The 19387-nt window shown below is 52.3% G+C and carries 15 protein-coding genes; 11 read left to right on the top strand and 4 right to left on the bottom strand.

Translation table 11 applies throughout. From position 1 onward, the window contains the following. Nucleotides 1–152: 152 nt before the first annotated feature. Nucleotides 153–1823 carry an L-lactate permease gene (locus CMUST_RS06170; RefSeq protein ID WP_047261775.1) on the bottom strand — a complete coding sequence of 557 codons (1671 nt, stop codon included), beginning with the start codon at nucleotides 1821–1823 and terminating at the stop codon, nucleotides 153–155. Nucleotides 1824–2240: 417 nt separating this feature from the next. On the opposite strand from CMUST_RS06170, the gene argS reads away from it, so the two are divergent. The 3 genes from argS to CMUST_RS06185 all read left to right on the top strand — a co-directional run bounded on the left by argS (nucleotide 2241) and on the right by CMUST_RS06185 (nucleotide 6921). After that, nucleotides 2241–3893 carry an arginine--tRNA ligase gene (gene argS / locus CMUST_RS06175; protein WP_047261776.1) on the top strand — a complete coding sequence of 551 codons (1653 nt, stop codon included), beginning with the start codon at nucleotides 2241–2243 and terminating at the stop codon, nucleotides 3891–3893. 3 nt (nucleotides 3894–3896) lie between these two features. Beyond that, complete coding sequence (gene lysA / locus CMUST_RS06180; RefSeq protein ID WP_083987436.1) at nucleotides 3897–5369, top strand: diaminopimelate decarboxylase; 1473 nt, start codon at nucleotides 3897–3899, stop codon at nucleotides 5367–5369. A 142-nt stretch (nucleotides 5370–5511) separates the two neighbouring features. After that, complete coding sequence (locus tag CMUST_RS06185; protein ID WP_047261777.1) at nucleotides 5512–6921, top strand: hypothetical protein; 1410 nt, start codon at nucleotides 5512–5514, stop codon at nucleotides 6919–6921. Here the strand turns inward: CMUST_RS06185 and CMUST_RS06190 are convergent, their stop codons facing one another. Further along, a complete protein-coding gene (locus CMUST_RS06190) occupies nucleotides 6922–7326 on the bottom strand; it encodes a rhodanese-like domain-containing protein (RefSeq protein WP_144414139.1) in 405 nt (134 codons plus the stop codon). It abuts the gene before it with no gap. A gap of 263 nt (nucleotides 7327–7589) precedes the next feature. Between CMUST_RS06190 and CMUST_RS06195 the strand changes: the two genes are divergently transcribed. Genes CMUST_RS06195 through CMUST_RS06205 form a run of 3 tightly spaced genes read left to right on the top strand, consistent with a single transcriptional unit; the run spans nucleotide 7590 to nucleotide 10314 of the window. Continuing rightward, nucleotides 7590–8936 (top strand): homoserine dehydrogenase, encoded by a 1347-nt coding sequence (locus CMUST_RS06195; protein WP_047261779.1) that lies wholly within the window; start codon nucleotides 7590–7592, stop codon nucleotides 8934–8936. 6 nt (nucleotides 8937–8942) lie between these two features. Beyond that, a complete protein-coding gene (thrB, locus tag CMUST_RS06200) occupies nucleotides 8943–9869 on the top strand; it encodes a homoserine kinase (protein WP_047261780.1) in 927 nt (308 codons plus the stop codon). Nucleotides 9870–9894: 25 nt separating this feature from the next. Continuing rightward, nucleotides 9895–10314, top strand: coding sequence for a hypothetical protein (locus tag CMUST_RS06205; RefSeq protein ID WP_047261781.1), 420 nt, complete (start codon nucleotides 9895–9897; stop codon nucleotides 10312–10314). A 68-nt stretch (nucleotides 10315–10382) separates the two neighbouring features. Here the strand turns inward: CMUST_RS06205 and CMUST_RS06210 are convergent, their stop codons facing one another. Both CMUST_RS06210 and CMUST_RS06215 read right to left on the bottom strand, forming a co-directional pair. Then, a complete protein-coding gene (locus CMUST_RS06210) occupies nucleotides 10383–11093 on the bottom strand; it encodes a helix-turn-helix transcriptional regulator (RefSeq protein ID WP_047261782.1) in 711 nt (236 codons plus the stop codon). A gap of 159 nt (nucleotides 11094–11252) precedes the next feature. After that, nucleotides 11253–12992 carry a long-chain fatty-acid--CoA ligase gene (locus CMUST_RS06215; protein ID WP_047261783.1) on the bottom strand — a complete coding sequence of 580 codons (1740 nt, stop codon included), beginning with the start codon at nucleotides 12990–12992 and terminating at the stop codon, nucleotides 11253–11255. Nucleotides 12993–13547: 555 nt separating this feature from the next. Here CMUST_RS06215 and rho point away from each other — a divergent pair. From rho to CMUST_RS06240, 5 genes are read left to right on the top strand one after another with little or no spacing between them, the layout of a single operon-like run. After that, entirely contained in the window at nucleotides 13548–15527 is a 1980-nt protein-coding gene (gene rho, locus CMUST_RS06220) for a transcription termination factor Rho (RefSeq protein WP_047261784.1), read from the top strand. Nucleotides 15528–15530: 3 nt separating this feature from the next. Then, entirely contained in the window at nucleotides 15531–16604 is a 1074-nt protein-coding gene (gene prfA, locus CMUST_RS06225; protein ID WP_047261785.1) for a peptide chain release factor 1, read from the top strand. A 6-nt stretch (nucleotides 16605–16610) separates the two neighbouring features. Further along, nucleotides 16611–17477 carry a N5-glutamine methyltransferase family protein gene (locus CMUST_RS06230; protein ID WP_047261786.1) on the top strand — a complete coding sequence of 289 codons (867 nt, stop codon included), beginning with the start codon at nucleotides 16611–16613 and terminating at the stop codon, nucleotides 17475–17477. 43 nt (nucleotides 17478–17520) lie between these two features. After that, nucleotides 17521–18171 (top strand): L-threonylcarbamoyladenylate synthase, encoded by a 651-nt coding sequence (locus tag CMUST_RS06235; RefSeq protein WP_047261787.1) that lies wholly within the window; start codon nucleotides 17521–17523, stop codon nucleotides 18169–18171. Further along, complete coding sequence (locus CMUST_RS06240) at nucleotides 18172–19371, top strand: MraY family glycosyltransferase (RefSeq protein WP_047261788.1); 1200 nt, start codon at nucleotides 18172–18174, stop codon at nucleotides 19369–19371. Nucleotides 19372–19387: the final 16 nt, after the last annotated feature.

Here is a 19387-nt window from a genome sequence, read left to right on the forward strand (position 1 = left end):
AGTTTTATTGACGCCCACGAAGCCGAAATTACTTTCAGCTCCCGGTTGCTTATAACTGGGTGAAGTTGGTTTGGAATGCACGAAAAAACTGGCCTGGACTATACACAGTGTGATTAGTCACAGACCAGCTTTGGGGGTTTTGAAGGGGGAAACTATGGAACTACCGGTGCCATAACCGAAAGTACGTTGGTTTGGAGGAATACCAGGCAGCAAACCACGAAGAGGAGAAGGAAGGACCAACCAACCACTGCCTTGAAGATATCGGATTCCTTGCCTTCCATAGATACCGCCGTTGCAGCAATAGCCAAGGATTGTGGTGAGATCATCTTGCCAACCACACCACCGGTCGTGTTGGCGGCCAGCATCAGGTCTGGGTTAAGCCCAGCGTGCTGAGCTGCGGTGACCTGGAGGTTACCAAACAAAGCGTTAGCCGAGGTGTCAGAACCTGTTACTGCAGTACCCACCCAACCCAAGGTCGGAGCGAGGAATGCGTAGATTGCGCCAAGCGAAGCGACATATTGGCCGATCGCGATGGTTTGGCCAGAGTAGTTCATGACGTAGGCCAAACCCAAAACCAACATGATGGTTACGGCCGACCACCGCATGCGGTACCACACGGAGCCGAATTCCTTAACCACTTGGGCGGCAGAAAGCGAATACTTGCCATTCTCGTTGAAGATCGCGTACACGACGGCGACAATGATGCCAGAAATTAGCAGAAGCGAACCAGGGTTGTGAATCAAGAAGAAGGTGTAGGCCGATTTCACCGGTTCGCCGGAGGCAGTGACCAAACGCTCAGAAAGGAGTGGCCATTCGAAGGATACCTTGGGGGTCTTCAGTAATGCCGGAATGGTGGAGCCGAGGTTAGCAATACCGAAGATTACGGTCACGACAGCGTAAGGCATAAGGGCCATCCATACCCGGCGGGCGGGAAGTTCTTCAGCTGTTGCCGCTGGTGGAAGATCCATGCGCTTGCGCATTTCGTCAATGCCGACTGGGTTCCAGAACCGCAGGAATACGAAGGCAACACCCAGGGAAACGATACAAGCCACGACGTCGGTGAGCTGGTATGCAAAGTAATTGGACGTAGCCCACTGGGCAATCGCGAAGGAAATACCAATAACGAATGCCGGAATCCAGGCTTCTTTGACACCCTTCATACCATCAAGGATGAACAACAAGATTGCGGGAACAAATACCGCGATCAGTGGTGCCTGATGGCCGACGATTGCAGCGATATTTTCGGTTTGTTCCACGGTGCGGCCGGAGACTTCACCAGCAGTGGTAATTGGGATAGCGACGGCGCCGAAGGCGACCGGGGCGGTATTGGCAAGCAAGACAACGATCGCTGCTTTGAGGGGTTTGATACCAAGTGCCAGAATCATAGTTGCGGTGATAGCAACTGGCGCGCCGAAACCAGCGAGAGCTTCAAGCAAACCACCGAAACAGAAAGCGATGAGAATTGCTTGGATACGCACATCGCCGTCGCCAAGTTTGTCAAAGGTGCGGCGCAGGTCTTCAAAACGGCCGGAGGCTACCGTAATTTGGTAGAACCAGATGGCCATAACAATTACCCAAACGATGGGCAAAAGTCCGAATAAGCCACCGCGTAGCGCGGACATGAGGGCGAGGTCGGTGGGCATATTAAAGCCGAAAATTGCAACAAGGATTGCGGCTAGGGTCGCTACTGCGGCAGAAACATGGGCGCGTGCTTTAACGCCTATGAGCATTATGAAAAACGTCACTAGTGGGATACACGCCACTAGGGCGGATAATCCAAGACTGCCGCCAACTGCGTCGGTCACAGCGGTGAAGGTGTTCACTGTAACTCCTTAACAGACATCGATGGGTCAAAATGGGCTGTGTGTTAGTTTTCTAACAAGGGTTTTTGCGAGTTAGTAATATAAATCTCTTTCTTGGAAGAAGCTAAAGTACTTCACACATCGGATTCAAGTGTAATTGTTGAACTGTGAAATTCCGGTACCGGACGGGTAAAGCAGTTTCGCTTTTCGACGAGGTGGGTAAACAGAGAAAAAAGGAGCGATCTTAACAAAGGCCAAGCTGAGGGTGACTATATTCAGCTCATCTTGTTGCTAAGGCCAAACTTTATTGAGTGATGTATATCTCAAATTTCTCCGGAACTTTTATCGAATAAAACCGTTCCGATGGTGTCACAGCGCCACAGTATCTAGCAACCTGCATTCTTATCTTCAACCTTTAGTAGGTTACACTCTTTCGTTATGACACCAGCGGATTTGGCACAGCTTATTAAAAATACCGCCGTGGAAGTTTTATCGTTCTACGGCCAGGACACCTCAGTTCTTCCAGATGTAGTAACGGTTGAACGTCCACGAAACCCAGAGCACGGCGACTACGCCACTAATCTGGCACTACAGCTGGCAAATAAGGTTGGAATGAATCCTCGGGAGCTGGGCCAGTCGTTGGCTGAAGCATTATCTAAAAACGAGGCCATCGCCACTGCCGAAATAGCAGGCCCGGGTTTTATCAACATCCGGCTTGCTGCGGAAGCTCAAGGAAAAATCGTCGCTGATATTCTTACAGCAGCAGAGAAATTTGGGCATTCGAACCGCTATCAGGACAAGGTTGTCAACCTTGAGTTTGTTTCCGCTAACCCCACCGGCCCGATTCACCTTGGTGGCGCACGGTGGGCTGCGGTAGGCGACTCATTGGGTCGGGTGCTTGCCGCCTCAGGGGCGCAGGTCACCCGGGAGTACTATTTCAATGATCACGGACGTCAGATTGATCGTTTCACCAACTCACTAATCGCAGCTGCTCAGGGACTTCCCACTCCAGAAGATGGCTACGGGGGCGCATACATTCAAGAGTATGCGGCCGCTATCGTCGAAAAGCACCCACATTTTTCGGATCTTCCGGAAGCGGAAATGCACGAACTTTTCCGCGCCGAAGGCGTGGCGATGATGTTTGGTCACATCAAAGAGTCTTTACATGAATTTGGCGTCGATTTCGATGTGTACTTCCATGAAAATTCACTTTTTGAATCGGGTGCGGTAGATCGGGCCGTCGAAAAGCTCAAAGACAACGGCAATCTGTATCAACACGACGGTGCCTGGTGGTTGCGGTCGTCCAACTATGGCGATGACAAAGACCGGGTTGTCATTAAATCCGACGGTGATGCTGCCTATATCGCAGGAGACATCGCGTATGTAGCAGACAAGTTCGATCGCGGCCACAACCTCGCCATTTACATGCTTGGCGCTGATCACCATGGTTATATTTCCCGCCTGCGTGCGGCTGCTGCCGCGATGGGCTACGACCCGGAGCACGTTGAGGTTCTCATTGGCCAAATGGTAAACCTGGTGCGTGGTGGGGAAACCGTGAAAATGAGTAAACGTGCCGGAACAGTCATCACCCTTGATGATCTTGTGGAGGCCATCGGAATCGATGGCGCCCGGTATTCATTAGCACGCAGTTCTGTAGATTCCACCCTCGACATTGACCTAGCACTATGGGCATCGCAATCCTCCGACAACCCGGTGTACTACGTTCAATATGGACACGCTCGGCTGTGTTCGGTGGCGCGGAAAGCCGCAGATGCAGGCGTTAGCGTGGATAACCCAGATTTGTCGCTACTAACCCATGAACGCGAAGGCGACCTTATTCGCACCTTGGGTGAATTCCCGTCGGTGGTCAACGCCGCAGCGCAATTGCGGGAACCACATCGCATTGCACGCTACGCAGAGGAGCTCGCAGGAACCTTCCACCGGTTCTATGACGTCTGCCAGATCCTGCCGAAGCAAGACGAAGAAATTCAACCGATCCATACTGCCCGCTTCGCCTTGGCTATGGCCTCACGCCAGGTGTTAGCCAATGCACTTGGCCTGCTCGGGGTGACCGCACCGGAGCGGATGTAACAGATGTCAAACCGTAATCACTTGCGAGCCGATGATGTCAAAGCCGCCTCCAAGGTTGCACGCGTTCGCTCAGCAAATCCTAAAAACGTTGCGACCGATCACAGCGTTGGCTGTTTCAATGGTCTACCCGCCCATGTGTGGCCCCGGACCGCGATTCGGCAGGAAAACGGTGAGATTTCTATCGGCGGGGTGTCGCTAAGCCAGATCGCTTCCACTTACGGCACCCCGGTGTTTGTTGTCGACGAATCCGATTTTCGTTCCCGCTGTCGCGACATGGCTGCCGCCTTCAACGGCGCCGAAAACGTACACTACGCAGCGAAAGCGTTTCTTACGTCCCGGATAGCTGGGTGGGTAGGTGAAGAAGGACTCTCCTTAGACATTGCATCGCTAGGCGAGCTACAAGTCGCATTGCATGCAGGTTTCCCTGCAACCAGAATCGCGGCACACGGAAATAACAAGAGCAAGGAATTCCTACGTACCTGCGTAGACAATTCTGTCAGTCACGTCATTTTAGATTCTCACCAGGAAATTGAAGACTTAAACGACGTCGCCGCATCTTTGGGGAAAATACAAGACGTGTTGGTTCGGGTGAAACCAGGTGTAGATGCCCATACACATGAGTTCATTGCAACCGCACACGAGGATCAAAAATTTGGATTCTCACTGGCATCCGGGTCTGCTTTCCAGGCTGCTCGTAGGGTGACCGAATTGCCGCACCTGCGGTTAGTGGGACTGCATTGCCACGTCGGATCACAAGTCTTTGATGCAGAGGGTTTTTCTCTCGCAGCGGAACGCGTGTTGAAGCTTTACGGCCAGGTGCGCGCCGAAACCGCTGTCGGGGAAGAATTCAATATCTTGGACTTAGGTGGCGGATACGGCATTGCTTATGTGGAAGAAGAATCGCCGTTGGATGTCCACGGGGTTGCTGCCGACCTGCTTTCACGGGTTGAGAACTACGCTCGCCGCCACAACATCCCATTCCCACAGGTGATGGTGGAACCTGGTCGGGCTATCGCAGGCCCCAGCACAGTGACCGTATATCGCGTCGGAACAGTTAAGGACGTAACTGTGGACGACAATGCTTCTCGCAGATACCTATCTGTTGACGGTGGTATCAGCGACAACATCCGCCCAGCGCTATACGAAGCCGAATACGACATTCGAGTTGTCGACGGGTTCAAAGACGGTACCCTGATTGCTAGCCGGGTGGTTGGTTCTCACTGCGAATCTGGCGATATTCTCATCCACGACAAAGCGCTGCCCGATAACATCACTACCGGTGATTTAGTGGCCCTGGCGGCGACCGGAGCGTACTGCTACTCAATGTCTAGCCGATACAACATGATGATGCGGCCAGCTATTGTCAGCGTGTGCGATGGTAAGGCTGAGCTGATGGTACGCCGGGAAACCATTGAGGATTTTCTGGCTCTCGAAGTGCCAGTTATTAAACCACCAGCGAATCTAAAAGAACAATAACTTTGACCCAGTCTTTTTTAAAAGAACCCATTATTTTAGTGAAAGTGCTGAAATCGCTGAATATGTGTGGTTATAAATTAAGGTGCAGCGTTCACCGAAACTAACCACCTTACCCGGGACCGATAAGAAAGACTGCACAGCAATGGCTAAGGACGATCCTTTGTGGGGCGACGGCACCGATAGAGACGAATTTTTACGTGAGCTTGATGCCGCCGCCATCCGCTATTTGTCGGAAAATAGCGAGGATATCCTAGGTAAACTAGATTCGCTTCCCATCAATCAACTGCTGAGCTTGCCGTTCCATGTCCCTTATGGCCCACTACAAATAGCGATCTGGGAAGAATGCGTTAAACGACAAGAATTGCAGCATCCAGCGGATACCGCAGGGCCCGCTGCAGCACGCCTTAACCTCGTTGATGCCCTCGCGATGGGTGGGCAACTTCATCAAGTGCCTGCGGTGTTCGAATTGGTGGAGGATTATTATTACGACTCATGGGGTGCAGAACAACACCCGGAATTTTTAGAGCATTTTGCCTGGCACTATCGCAATTACATCCAGGCGCTTACCGACGATCCAACCACACCAGCCGATGAGCTTCACGCGGCTCTTGGGCGGATGAAGGAACTCTATATCTCGCTTAACGACGATATGAAGAGTTATTACCTGAGGGCATACCAGGTTCATAAAGAACTCGGTGAAGAACAAGAAGCCGCCGAACTACGCGAACTGTGGCTAAACACCCCATCCTCGAAATTATCAGACTGTACTGGTTGCGATCCGGTGTACGTGGTGAAAATGCATGCAGCTATAGGGGATTGGGAACAAGCCGTAGCTGTTGGCGAAACTGCACTGGAACATCCTGATCTTTTGTGCGATGCGCAACCAGAAAACCTATATCTTTCACTGCTCACGCCGTGGCTAAGAACCGGTGCGGATAACGTGGCAATCGAAGCCCACCTTGATGCATTAAACCGAGACATCACAAGCCCCATTTTTCTCGATCACTTCCCCGATCATTTCATGTACCTAGGGCTATCAGGAGCCGCAGGCAGACCCCGTCGGTTGGAGTTAGGACTTGTGTTATTTTCGCACTACATTAAATGGTGGCAACACGCAGAATCACCCCGGGTTCTTATGAATCTAGCCGCGTCCGTCGCCTTTTTCCTAACCCAGATTAAGCAACAAAACCGGCAACTACAGTGCATCCTTCCCGGCTCCCAATTGCCGTGGGTTTGCGCACCAGACATCAAGGAACCAACCATCACCCAGGCTCGACAGTGGTGTGCGGACATAGCACTCGCGTTGGCACAGCAATTTGATGCACGTATAGGAACCCGATTCCCACATACAGTGGCGGAAATGACTTATCTCATGGATAAGACCCCGCCCATCCAGCCGCTGGGTCGACAAAGTCGACTGGAGCGGATGTTTGAGCAAGGTCAAATTCTTGTGGCAACCGATGCCGTGACTCGCGCAACCATGCTGAAATTTAAAGCAAAAACCTTGTACGCATTCGTTGTCGATTTCGTTGATCGACGCAAAAATAGCTGATTACTTTTCTAATTCACCATTCCACGCATCAAGCCCCTCATCCAGGTGGGCGATATTGGAAAAACCCGCCAATTCCATAACTGCGATAGCGCCGGAACTACGGTTTCCAGATCTGCAATACACCGCATACTCTTTAGATTGATCAAGCTCTAGGATCTTATTTCCAAATTCAGGATCATCAACATCGAAATTCACGGCGCCGGGAATGTGTCCGGAATCATATTCCGCCGGGCTACGCACATCAATGATTGTGGCGCCATTATCTATAGCTGCAGAAAAATCTGGGTCGGTGGTGTCAGAACCATCTGCTGTGGCACCAAGAGAACCACAGGAAGCTAAAGTGCAGGTGGTGATAATAATAAGCGCAGCATTCACACAGCTGCGCACGAACGGGGAAGATTTCATGCCTATTATTATGCGCATATCATAATGAAAGAAAATCTGGTTTACACAGATTGGGGGAGTGCCATAACCGAGTTTTAGGACAGTAGTGAATGAAATCAGGGGGAGAAAGACGCAAGTTCCGTGCACAATCCTCTACAATTCTAGGAATGTTGCGTGTTACACGACGCACAGTAGCACTTATAGTTGCCATACACCGGGCATCGTAACGCACAACAACGCCCTGGCGTACCAACAAAAACCACCATAATATTTCTGGGAGCACCATGACCGAGCAACAAAATCCATCAACATTCAACCCCGGTAAAGGCGCAGGTTCGGCTGTCGGCGTTGCAATTTTGGGCTATGGCACCGTAGGCTCCCAAGTTCTGCGACTAATGTTGGAAAACGCCGATGAATTCGCTCACCGCGCTGGAGGTCCGTTGGAGGTGCGTGGTGTGGCTGTTTCTAACGTCGAAAAGCACAACGGCACGCTTGCGGACGAAAAAGGTTTGCTCACCAACGACGCCCGCAGCCTGATCTCCCGAGATGATGTTGATTTAGTAGTCGAAGTGATCGGCGGAATCGACTATCCACGCGAGCTGGTTCTCGCCGCGCTACGCAGCGGAAAATCCGTTGTTACTGCAAACAAAGCGCTGGTTGCCGCTCACTCAGCCGAATTAGCAGAAGCCGCTGACGCAGCGGGTGTGGATCTCTACTTTGAAGCCGCAGTTGCCGCAGCGATCCCTGTAGTGGGGCCGCTGCGTCGTTCCCTAGCCGGCGACCGAATCACAAAAGTCGCAGGTATTGTCAACGGCACCACCAACTTCATCCTTGACGCCATGGATTCCACCGGCGCTAATTACGAAGACGTATTCGCCGAAGCTGACCGGCTAGGATACGTTGAAGCTGACCCATCTGCCGATGTTGAGGGACATGATGCCGCATCAAAAGCAGCAATCCTGGCTTCGCTTGCCTTCCACACCCGAGTTACCGCAGACGACGTCTACTGCGAGGGAATCACCAAGATCAGCGCCGCCGATATTGATGTTGCCAAGTCGGCTGGATACACCATCAAACTTCTCGCAATCTGCGAACGGCTAGTTGACGACAGCGGCAACGAATCCGTCTCCGCACGAGTGCACCCCACCCTCGTCCCACGCAGCCACCCTCTCGCAAGCGTTAACAAGAGTTTCAACGCAATCTTCGTCGAAGCCGAAGCGGCTGGTCGCCTCATGTTTTACGGAAACGGAGCGGGCGGTAACCCAACGGCTTCCGCAGTTCTTGGCGATATAGTAGGTGCCTCCCGCAACAAAGTATTCGGTGGGCGCGCACCTGGCGAATCCACCTACGCAAACCTACCAATCGCCGATTTTGGTGATGTCCCAACCCGCTACCACATCGACATGAACGTCGAAGATCGGGTTGGTGTTCTCGCCGAACTCACCCAAATCTTCGCAGCACACGGCATTTCTCTACGGACCGTGCGGCAGGAAGAACAAGAACAAAGCGCTAGGTTGCTGGTCATTACCCACACCGCCCGGGAAGCAGACCTATCCGCCACAGTCGCGGCACTAGCCGAAACGGACGCTGTGCTCAACGTCAATTCCGTCATCCGACTCGCAGGAGAATAACCAGCAATGCCCATTGAGCTACCAATCGGGAAGAAAGTAACTGTCACCGTTCCTGGCTCCTCCGCTAATCTGGGGCCAGGTTTCGATACCCTCGGTATGGCGGTATCCATTTACGACACGGTGGAAGTAGAGATCATTCCAGCCGGACTTGAGGTTGAGGTTTTCGGTGAAGGGCAGGGCGAATTACCGCTTGACGGCTCCCACCTGGTGGTTAAAGCAGTTCGGGCGGGATTAAAAGCCGCTGATGCTCACGCGCCGGGCCTTCGGGTTGTCTGCCACAACACGATCCCGCAATCGCGGGGCTTAGGCTCTTCTGCGGCAGCTGCGGTCGCCGGGGTGACTGCAGCTAATGGTTTGTGTGATTTTCCGCTAACCGAAGAACAAGTTGTGCAGCTTTCTTCGGCGTTCGAAGGACATCCAGACAATGCGGCTGCCTCTGTGCTGGGAAATGCTGTGGTGTCGTGGACGGAAATTCCGGTTGATGGACGTACTGAACCGCAATATAAGGCAGTAAGCATCCCGGTGCACGAATCGATCACCGCCATTGCCCTTGTGCCGGATTTTCATGCATCCACTGAGGCGGTGCGGCGAGTCTTGCCGTCGGATGTGACTCATATTGATGCCCGGTTCAACGTTTCTCGGGTGGCGGTGATGACGGTTGCATTACAGCACCACCCAGAGTTGCTATGGGAAGGCACACGGGATCGATTGCACCAGCCGTATCGTGCGGATGTGCTTCCAGTTACTGCAGAATGGGTTAACCGCCTGCGCAATCGTGGATATGCTGCCTACCTGTCAGGCGCAGGTCCTACCTGCATGGTGTTAACGACCGAGCCAATTGATGCCGCTATACTTGACGACGCCCGCACCGCCGGACTTCGAGTAATCGAGCTGTCAACAGCGGGCCCGGTAGAAGTAACAGTTGAGGCCTAGAGCCACTAAGGAGAGGGGCGAACTTGTGCTGCGCAAAGTAGCCATTACCGTTATCGTTTTGCTTGCCGTCGGTGTGGGATCGATTGTATGGCTTTTTGGTTCCAGCGACTCCCTAGAAAAATATTTGGGGCAGCGCTCCATAAAAACGCAAGTAATGCTCAAGGACGTCCTGCGCGAGGCAGACCGTTACGTTATCGCTTGCCCTAACGTGACCGAAGCGGAGATCGCTGCAGTTATCAGTGACAATTACAAAATAAGTGTTCCTGAAGGGGAGAACTATATCCTCAGCATTTCTGGTGGTGCCATAAAAACACTTAATTACGATCAATCAGCGATTGACTTGTGCTCCGAATTTGATGGCAAGCGAATGTGGGAGGTAGCACCGGATCAGGCGCTCACCTTCACCCAGCCCGAGCAATCGGCTAAGTGGGTTTTGCAACCATAACTTGGTGTGGTGCCAAACCTAGAAGCGGCCGCTTGGAAGCCCGGCGGCCGCTTCTAGGTTTGGCACCATTATTTGTTGTCGTTGTCCTCGTCGGGCTCGGTGATGGAGATCATGCACTTGCCGTTTTCCATCAAGGGCTGTAGATCGATGCGAAGCGGTGAAAGATTGCGGTGGTGTTGCAACATCCCCTGATGAATATCGCACATGAAATCACCAAGTTCGCCTTCGTCGTTAACAAACGGACAAGAATGCATGCAAACATCTACGTGATGGCTGTTTTTTGCGTCTCGTTTAATTTCTGGGTCAAAACCCATCTGCTGTAAATGCCCGCATAGGGAACGGACGGCATCATTAATATTGTCGGCTTTGAAGCCGTCCTCGATCATTTTCTCACCCCACTCTTGGCCAATCAGCTGGGCGAGCTTATGGGCTTGTTCCTGATCTCCGTCGCCTAGATACTTGGACATAACGTTGATTAACGTGAGGTATTCATTAGCTACGGTGCGGTTGTCAGGGATACGAAGTCGGTAGATTAACGACGGCCTACCCCGCCCGGTGGCGGGGGCGGTTTCGGCAAAGATAGCCTTCCGTTCCACTAACTCATCTAGATGTCCCCGGGCGGTATTGATGTGCATCCCTAATGTTTCTGCGACTTGGGAAACCCGCGCCCCATCAGGAAAGTTATTGAGAACATCTAATACGGCACGCTGTTTAAGGCTAAGACTCAGCGACTCTGGAAAAAGCTCAATTGCTGGGCGGGGCCGTGCGGGTTTTGTCATGTGGTGCGCTCCGAGAAGAAATGAGAGAAAAATAATAAGTGGCTATGTTGTTTTAAACAAAGTACTGCATTTTGGTTGGGTGTGCATTAATTTTGGATGAAATCAACCTAAAGTTTAGACACTTTACCTGCAGAAGCCACTCAAGGAGTGGAATAGGAATTAGTCGACGTTTTGAATTGCCGAATTATGCCCTGGCCCCTGGAGCTTAATTACGTCAAAATCTCCATCGGCTAGGTGTTGACGAAGGTCTACTTTGTCGAATTTCCCCACTGAAGTCTTATCAATGGAATCAACAAAAGTCCAATATTCGGGAAGCATCCATGATGGGAAGTTTTTCCGTAACCTGTCGCGTAACCGTTCCGCTGTTTCCTTATCACGGGATATTCCATCGGCAACGACAGTAACCGCTAGTGGTCGTTCCCCCCACTTGGGATCGGGGTAGCCAATGACAGCGCATTCAACTACAACTGTGGCTGCCATGATTTCATTTTCTAATAGGGCAGAGTAGATCCACTCACCGCCGGAACGAATTACGTCACGTGCTCGGTCATGAATGGTTAAGAACCCATCAGAAGTGACAGAACCGACATCCCCAGTGCGCAGCCAGCCATCAGTAGTGAACTGCTCGGCGGCATCGTCAACCGGCTCGTTTCGGAAAATACTTGCTGCACCACCAGCATCTGTGGTGGGGGAATGGTAGTAAGATCCAGTAACCCAATTTCCCCGAACTTGAATTTCGCCTTGGTTGCGATCGGTGGCGGTGACCACCTCGCCATCATTGACAACGCGGTATTCTAGCGATGCTGGAAAACGCCCTTGGCTGATTCGATACGCCTGCCGCGCCTCACCGGATACACCTGCTGGGGTTCGTGCTACGGTTCCCACCGTAGATGTCTCGGTCATACCCCACACATGGACAATGTCGACGCCATACCTTTCTTCCCATAATTGGATGAGAATGGGAGGTACGGCAGAACCTCCTGCATAGATTTCCTGCAAACTCATCCGATCTGGTGGATTGTGCATGTAGTGCACCATGAGTTGGATCCAGATAGTTGGGACTCCGTGTGCCACCCGAGGGTGACAGGTGGCGATCAGATCAGCCAAACCGGCAGGGGAGACATCTGCACCAGGAAAAACTAGTGGAGCGCCTGACATGAACGCTGCTACGGGAACCCCCCAAGATAAAACATGATAAATCGGGACACAGCATAAAAATGATTGACCGTGGCTAATTGCCAAGGAATCGGTGGTTCGCAAGCTTAATGATTGTAGATACAGGGAGCGGTGGGAATAGGCTACGCCTTTTGGCGCACCCGTGGTTCCGGTGGAATAACATAATGCGGCCGCGGTGTTTTCCGCCAAGACTGGCCAATGGTAAATGGTGGATCGGCCATCGAGAAGCGATTCGTAGGAATAACATGCGACCCTTTCTGGCATAAATTTCGCAGGGCCGGAAACATCCGCACGGCCGATAAACACCACGGCTTCAACGCTGGGGCAACCACGAGCAAGGATTTCGCCGAGCTGTTTGGCTAAACGCTGGTCAGCAACAATCACTTTATCTTCGGCGTGATTAATGATGTGCGCGATCTGATCATTCATCAGTTGTTTATTGAGTGGGTTAAATACCGCACCCTTGCACGCGACAGCAAACAAAACCTCCAAATGCTCTGAGCAATTGTGCATAAAAGTTGCCACTCGTTGATCGCCGGTGATCCCTAGTTCGTCGTTAAGCGCATGTGCGAAAGCTGCAGCCCGCGCCGCGATATCTGCAAAAGTTGTTTCATGCAGCCTGTCAGCTTCCCAAGTTGTAACTTTGGTGGAACCGAATGCGGTCGCACCATGGTTGAGGATGCGTGACAGGTTAAGTGGCAAATCCTGCATCGTTGAAAGCATGCCCTAAACTCTAGCCAAGGTTTAGTTGTTTGTAGCGCTACCTCCCCAAGAAAGTGGTATTTTCCTCGCATTTTGAACACGTCGACTACTTTTTACGGCGATATCTTTTTACCGAGGGTTTATGTTGCGCTACACTTAAGACACGAGTTTTCTATAGTTGGTAAAACGAAAGCGCATAACATTCAACTAGCGTGAGTATTCAACTCTTTCACATCACTTAAGGTTCATTATTTAATCGAGACATAGCGACTGTCTTTAGGTATCAATTGCGTACCTTAACGTCATATGGAGTCGAGCGAATGTTCATCACCTTCCTGGTGTGAAATTCAGAAAGCTTGCTTTTTCAACTGCCTAATAGGACTTTGGGTAGTGAAAGTTTTTGGTTTTTGTGCAGTCTTTTTTGTAGGTTTCTTTAAAAAGATGCACAGACCATCAGATTAAATTACACATGGGAGCTTCCAGCTGAACCAAGCCGCGCGAAACGTTTGTGGGTATCCAACCACTACCTGACGGCTTTATGTTGTTCCGGCTGGTCAAGCCAATGAAAGGACATCTGTGACCACAACAGATAATGGCGCACCACGTAATCTTGTTGCAATGCGTCTTCCCGAGCTGCGGAAACTTGCAGCTGACATGGGGCTTAAAGGCGTTTCCGGGTTGCGTAAGGGTGAATTGATCGCCACCATTAATTCAGCATCGGCGGGGGAGCCGACACCGCAGAAACGTGCTTCCAAAACTACAGCTTCGGCGACGTCAGCCGCGAAAGAGGCTCAGAACCAACCAGTAGTAGAGGTTGAAGAATCGAAACCGCGTCGACGACGCGCGACCAAAGCATCAATGGCAGCTGAATCAAGCACAGTTGAAGACGAGGCTTCGACTGTCGCAGCGGAACCTACCAAACAGCGCCGTCGTCGAGTAACCTCTCGGCACACTGATGCCGAACAAGAGCAAAACGTAGACACAACTGAATCAAACATGGATTCCGCAGCGGATGATGCTTCAGAATCTGCCGAATCAGGTGTCTCGTCTGAGGATAACGATAATCACTACGGTTCCCGTTCCGCAGCACGTCGCGCTCGTCGGAATCGGGCACGCAGGGAAGCTAGGGAAAATCGCTCCGGGCGTAGGTCCGACAATGGTGATGGCGATGCAGATGCACCGGCTGAAACTTCCTCTGCACCAGAATCGAACGAAACTACGGAGTCGCAGGAAACAGAGCGACCAGAACGTCGGGAACGGGGGGATCGCCGGGATCGTGACGATGACCGCCGGGGACGGCGCGGTCGCAGGAATCGCCGGGGACGGGATCGTGACGGTGAGGGTTACGAAGGCGAAAGCCGAGAGCAGCGCGAAGAGCAACTACAAGATGTAGCAGGCATTTTGGACGTTGTTGACAACAACGTGGCGTTCCTGCGCACCTCCGGTTATCATTCCGGCCCGGCCGATGTGTACGTGAACAATCAGATGGTGCGCCGTCTCGGACTTCGCTCTGGAGACGCCATCGTTGGTGCAGTTCGGATGCATGATAACAACGACAACCGGGGCGGGTATAATCGGGGCCGCAACCGGCAGAAATACAACCCTTTAGTGCGGGTTGATTCTGTCAATGGCATGACCGTCGATGAAGCTAAAGCGCGGCCAGAATTTGCCAAGTTGACCCCGTTGTATCCGAATCAGCGTCTTCGGCTTGAAACCGAACAAAAGGTTTTGACCACCCGGGTTATTGATTTGATCATGCCTATCGGTAAGGGGCAGCGTGCGCTTATCGTTTCGCCTCCGAAGGCTGGTAAGACCACTATTTTGCAAAACATCGCGAATGCAATCGCTACGAACAATCCAGAGTGCTATCTGATGGTTGTTTTGGTCGATGAACGGCCAGAAGAAGTTACTGATATGCAACGAAGCGTCAAAGGTGAGGTCATTGCTTCCACCTTCGACCGACCCCCATCAGAGCATACTGCTGTGGCTGAGCTTGCAATTGAGCGGGCAAAGCGCCTGGTTGAGCAAGGCGAAGACGTCGTCGTTCTGTTGGACTCGATTACTCGACTTGGTCGGGCGTATAACAACTCTTCGCCAGCTTCTGGACGTATTCTTTCCGGTGGTGTGGACTCCAACGCGCTGTATCCTCCGAAACGGTTCCTTGGCGCGGCTCGCAATATCGAAAATGGTGGTTCGTTGACCATCATTGCCACGGCGATGGTTGAGACCGGTTCCGCAGGCGATACTGTTATCTTTGAGGAATTCAAGGGCACTGGCAATGCGGAACTGAAGCTGGATCGCAAGATCGCCGAGCGTCGAGTATTCCCGGCGGTTGACGTCAATCCTTCCGGCACCCGTAAAGACGAATTGCTGATGCCAAAGGAAGAAGCGCAGGTTATGCACAAACTGCGTCGTATTCTTTCCGCGCTGGATAACCAGCAGGCCATTGATCTTTTGATCAAGCAGCTCAAGAAGACCAAGAACAACCGCGAGTTCCTCATGCAGGTCGCCTCGTCTGCCATCATGAACACCGAAGATGGTGAGGAGGTCGAGTAATTAGTGGCGAACCAAGTATCTGCGGTTGACGACATCGTCTCCGAATACCAGGGCATAGAAGCTCAAATGGCAGATCCGGAGACGATGGGCGATCAAGCGTTATTTCGGAAGCTATCAAAACGCTATTCAGAATTGCAGCCAATTATTCGGGTCAATAATAAGCTGGTTCAGGCCCGAGACGACCACGAAGTTGCTGCTGAAATGGCCTATGAGGATGCCGAGTTTAAGGCCGAAGCTGAACGGCTAGCTGGTGAGATTGTCGAACTAGAAGAGCAATTAGCTGATCTACTTGCCCCGCGTGATCCTCACGACGGTGACGATATCGTCATGGAAGTTAAAGCTGGTGCTGGTGGCGAAGAAGCTGCATTATTTGCGGGCGAGCTGGTGCGTATGTACCAGCGTTATGCAGAAAAGCATGGTTTTAGCACTGAGGTTTTGGATTTATCCGAATCTGATCTTGGCGGCGTAAAGGATATGACGTTATCCATACGTTCGAAGCAGCCCTCACGTGATGGTGCCTGGAGCGTGTTCAAATTTGAGGGTGGCGTTCATCGTGTCCAGCGAGTTCCGGTAACGGAGTCGCAAGGTCGGATTCAAACTTCGGCAGCTGGTGTGTTGGTATACCCGGAGCCAGATGAGGTTTCCGAGGTGGAGATCGACGAAAAAGACCTGCGGGTTGACGTGTACCGCTCTTCCGGTAAAGGTGGGCAGGGTGTTAATACCACCGACTCGGCGGTGCGCATCACCCATCTTCCAACGGGCATCGTTGTTACCTGCCAGAAGGAACGTTCCCAGATCCAGAATAAGGCGCGTGCTATGCAGGTACTCGCTGCCCGACTTCAGGCTCTTGCCGAAGAACAAGCAGAAGCGGAAGCTGCGGAGGGACGTGCGGCTCAGATTCGTACTCTGGATCGTTCGGAACGTATCCGTACATACAACTGGCCTGAAAATCGCATTTCTGATCACCGGATTGGGTATAAAGCCAATACATTGGATTCCGTACTCAATGGTGACTTGGAAGATTTATTTACTGCTTTGCGCACCGCAGAGCGGGCAGCCCGATTGGAAGCGGAATAGGTTTTCGTGCGGGAAATTTTACATTCAGCTCAAGCCACCCTCGCTGCGGCGGGGGTGGCTTCGCCGCGCAACGACGTCCAGCTGATTGCGGCTGAGCTTCTAGAGATTGACCCGCTAGCCGTGCCCTTATTTCGGCTTCGGGATCTAACGGAGGCGAAACGTGCTGCATTCCTATTGGCATTTGATTCGGCAATTCGGCGACGTGCGGAGCGGATTCCGTTGCAACACATTATCGGTAAATCGTGGTTTGGTCAGGTCGAACTATCTGTCGGGCCTGGGGTCTTTATACCTCGACCGGAAACGGAACTGATGGCAGATTGGGTGGTAGATCAGCTGAAGCATCGCTTTGACGAGCAACCGTTAGTTGTGGTCGATATGTGCACTGGCTCCGGCGCGATTGCCGCTTATATTGCGGCAGAGCTTTTCGACGCAAACCTGCCCGCGTCAATCTACGCCGTCGAAATGTCACCGGAGGCCGCGGCCTTTGCTGCAACCAACCTGGAAAAATACCAGGTCGATCTCATCCTCGGAGATGCTGGAGACATTGCCACCTATCCATCCGATCTGATTGGGCGGGTGGATTTGGTTATCAGCAACCCGCCTTATGTGCCGGAAACACTTGAGCTGGATCCTGAGGTGTACCACGATCCGGAAATGGCGGTGTTTGCAGGGCCAACCGGCATGACCGTCATTCCGCGGTTGGTGGAGGTCATGGACAAGCTTTGTGTCCCCGGCGGGCTAACCGCAATTGAACACGATGACACCACCCAACCAGCGGTGCTGAGCTGTCTGGCTGAACAGGGTTTTGCACAGGTTGTCGGGCATAATGATTTCACTGGTCGCCCCCGATTTGTCACAGCGACTAAGCTATAACCGCACCTCGCAATAATCGCGACCACATGGAGGAAGATAAACCGTGAGCAGAATCTACGACTGCGCTACCGCTGATACTCGGGCTGCCGGAATTAAACAAGCCGTTTCGGCGGTCAAATCTGGTCGCTTGGTTGTTCTGCCTACTGACACGCTATATGGGCTGGGCTGCGATGCTTTCGATAATGACGCTGTGAACCGGTTGTTGAATACAAAACAACGCGGACCGGATATGCCAGTACCGGTGCTGGTTGGCAGCTGGGAGACAGCTCGCGGTCTCGTCCATTCCTATGATCAACGTCTCCGTACGCTCATCGAAGCGTTTTGGCCTGGGGCGCTGAGCATAGTGGTGCCACAAGCGCCATCCTTGATGTGGAATCTCGGTGACACGAATGGCACTGTCATGTTGCGGATGCCGCTGCACCCAGTTGCTATCGAACTTTTGCGGGAAACCGGCCCCATGGCCGTGTCAAGTGCCAATATTTCTGGGCAACCACCGGCAACAACTGCAGCGATGGCGAAGCAACAGCTAGGTGCTGCGGTCAACGTTTACCTTGATGGCGGTGAATGTGCCGAAGGCTTAGCCTCTTCAATTATCGATCTGTCCGGTTCTCAACCCCGGTTACTGAGAGAAGGCGCTGTCTCCGCAGATCGCATCGCCAGTGTACTGAAAGTAACTGCGGAAAGCCTGAGATAGATGGGCACCGGGGTTGCGGGTGTCCCGCTGCGTGAATTGGGACTTATAGTTTTAGTCGCCGCCGCGCTAACGTATCTGACCACTGGGCTCGTGCGGTACAGTATGGTTCGGTCGGGCCAGGTCGGGGAGATTCGGGAGCGGGATGTGCACTCAATCCCGAAGCCGCGTCTGGGCGGAGTCGCAATGTTTTCGGGTTTCGTTGGCGCAGTTTACCTTGCAGACCAGCTTCCAGCCTTGACTAGAGGGTTTCAGCCGATAACGCCGGAAATGAATGCGGTGCTGTGGGGTGGTTTCGTCATTGTCATTGTTGGTGTGCTTGATGATCTTTTGGAACTAGACGCGCTCACCAAAATTATTGGTCAAATACTTGGGGCTTTAGTCATGAGCTTGCTGGGTCTTAATTGGACACTGCTATTTGTCCCTTTTGGCGGCGGGACGACGTTACTGCTCGACCAATTTTGGTCCGTGCTTCTCACCGTGTTCTTTACAGTAACCTTGATAAACGCTATCAACTTTGTTGATGGGTTAGATGGTTTGGCGTCTGGTTTAGGAATGATCGCAGGTGGTGCGATTCTCATTTTCTCACTGACCATTTTGCACGACCAAGGTGGAATGGTGTCTGCCTATCCACCAGCGATTATCGCTGCCGCTTTGGTTGGGATCTGTGCAGGTTTTTTGCCGCATAACTTTGAGCCGGCCCGAATATTCATGGGAGATTCTGGCTCCATGCTCATCGGATTACTGCTGGCGGCGGCATCCACCTCGGCGAGCGGGAAAATCAATATGGGCTTATATGGTGCGGTGGATATGGTAGCGCTACTTTCACCTATCATCGTGGTCTTTGCTGCTGTATTCGTACCACTGCTCGACCTTTTCCTGGCGGTCGTGCGTCGGCTAAAAAACGGAAAATCACCTTTTAGCCCGGACAAGATGCATTTGCATCACCGATTGTTGTCGCTGGGGCACACTCATCGTCGAGTCGTTCTTGTTTTATATCTGTGGGTGTCCGTGGTGGCGTTCGGTGCGGTGAGTTTTTCTATCATTCCGCCAACGTTGGCTACTGTGAGCTTCATTATCGCCGTCGTGATTGCGACCATTGTGACCAGCGGGCCAGTCCGGCGGGCGCGGATAGAAAACCCGACGCCCACGATGAAAGTGGTGCGGCACCGACCAGGTGGGGCGTCGAAAAGCGAATCCTAGCTCAAAAACGTTTAGC

Source organism: Corynebacterium mustelae (assembly GCF_001020985.1).
In the GTDB taxonomy this organism is placed as follows: Bacteria; Actinomycetota; Actinomycetes; order Mycobacteriales; family Mycobacteriaceae; genus Corynebacterium; species Corynebacterium mustelae.

Coding starts and splice junctions, on each gene's coding strand:
- CMUST_RS06215 (WP_047261783.1), bottom strand. CDS start 12,992: ATGCTTTCAACGATGCAGGATTTGCCACTTAACCTGTCACGCATCCTC.
- lysA (WP_083987436.1), top strand. CDS start 3,897: ATGTCAAACCGTAATCACTTGCGAGCCGATGATGTCAAAGCCGCCTCC.
- CMUST_RS06195 (WP_047261779.1), top strand. CDS start 7,590: ATGACCGAGCAACAAAATCCATCAACATTCAACCCCGGTAAAGGCGCA.
- CMUST_RS06210 (WP_047261782.1), bottom strand. CDS start 11,093: ATGACAAAACCCGCACGGCCCCGCCCAGCAATTGAGCTTTTTCCAGAG.
- CMUST_RS06185 (WP_047261777.1), top strand. CDS start 5,512: ATGGCTAAGGACGATCCTTTGTGGGGCGACGGCACCGATAGAGACGAA.
- CMUST_RS06190 (WP_144414139.1), bottom strand. CDS start 7,326: ATGAAATCTTCCCCGTTCGTGCGCAGCTGTGTGAATGCTGCGCTTATT.
- CMUST_RS06240 (WP_047261788.1), top strand. CDS start 18,172: ATGGGCACCGGGGTTGCGGGTGTCCCGCTGCGTGAATTGGGACTTATA.
- thrB (WP_047261780.1), top strand. CDS start 8,943: ATGCCCATTGAGCTACCAATCGGGAAGAAAGTAACTGTCACCGTTCCT.
- argS (WP_047261776.1), top strand. CDS start 2,241: ATGACACCAGCGGATTTGGCACAGCTTATTAAAAATACCGCCGTGGAA.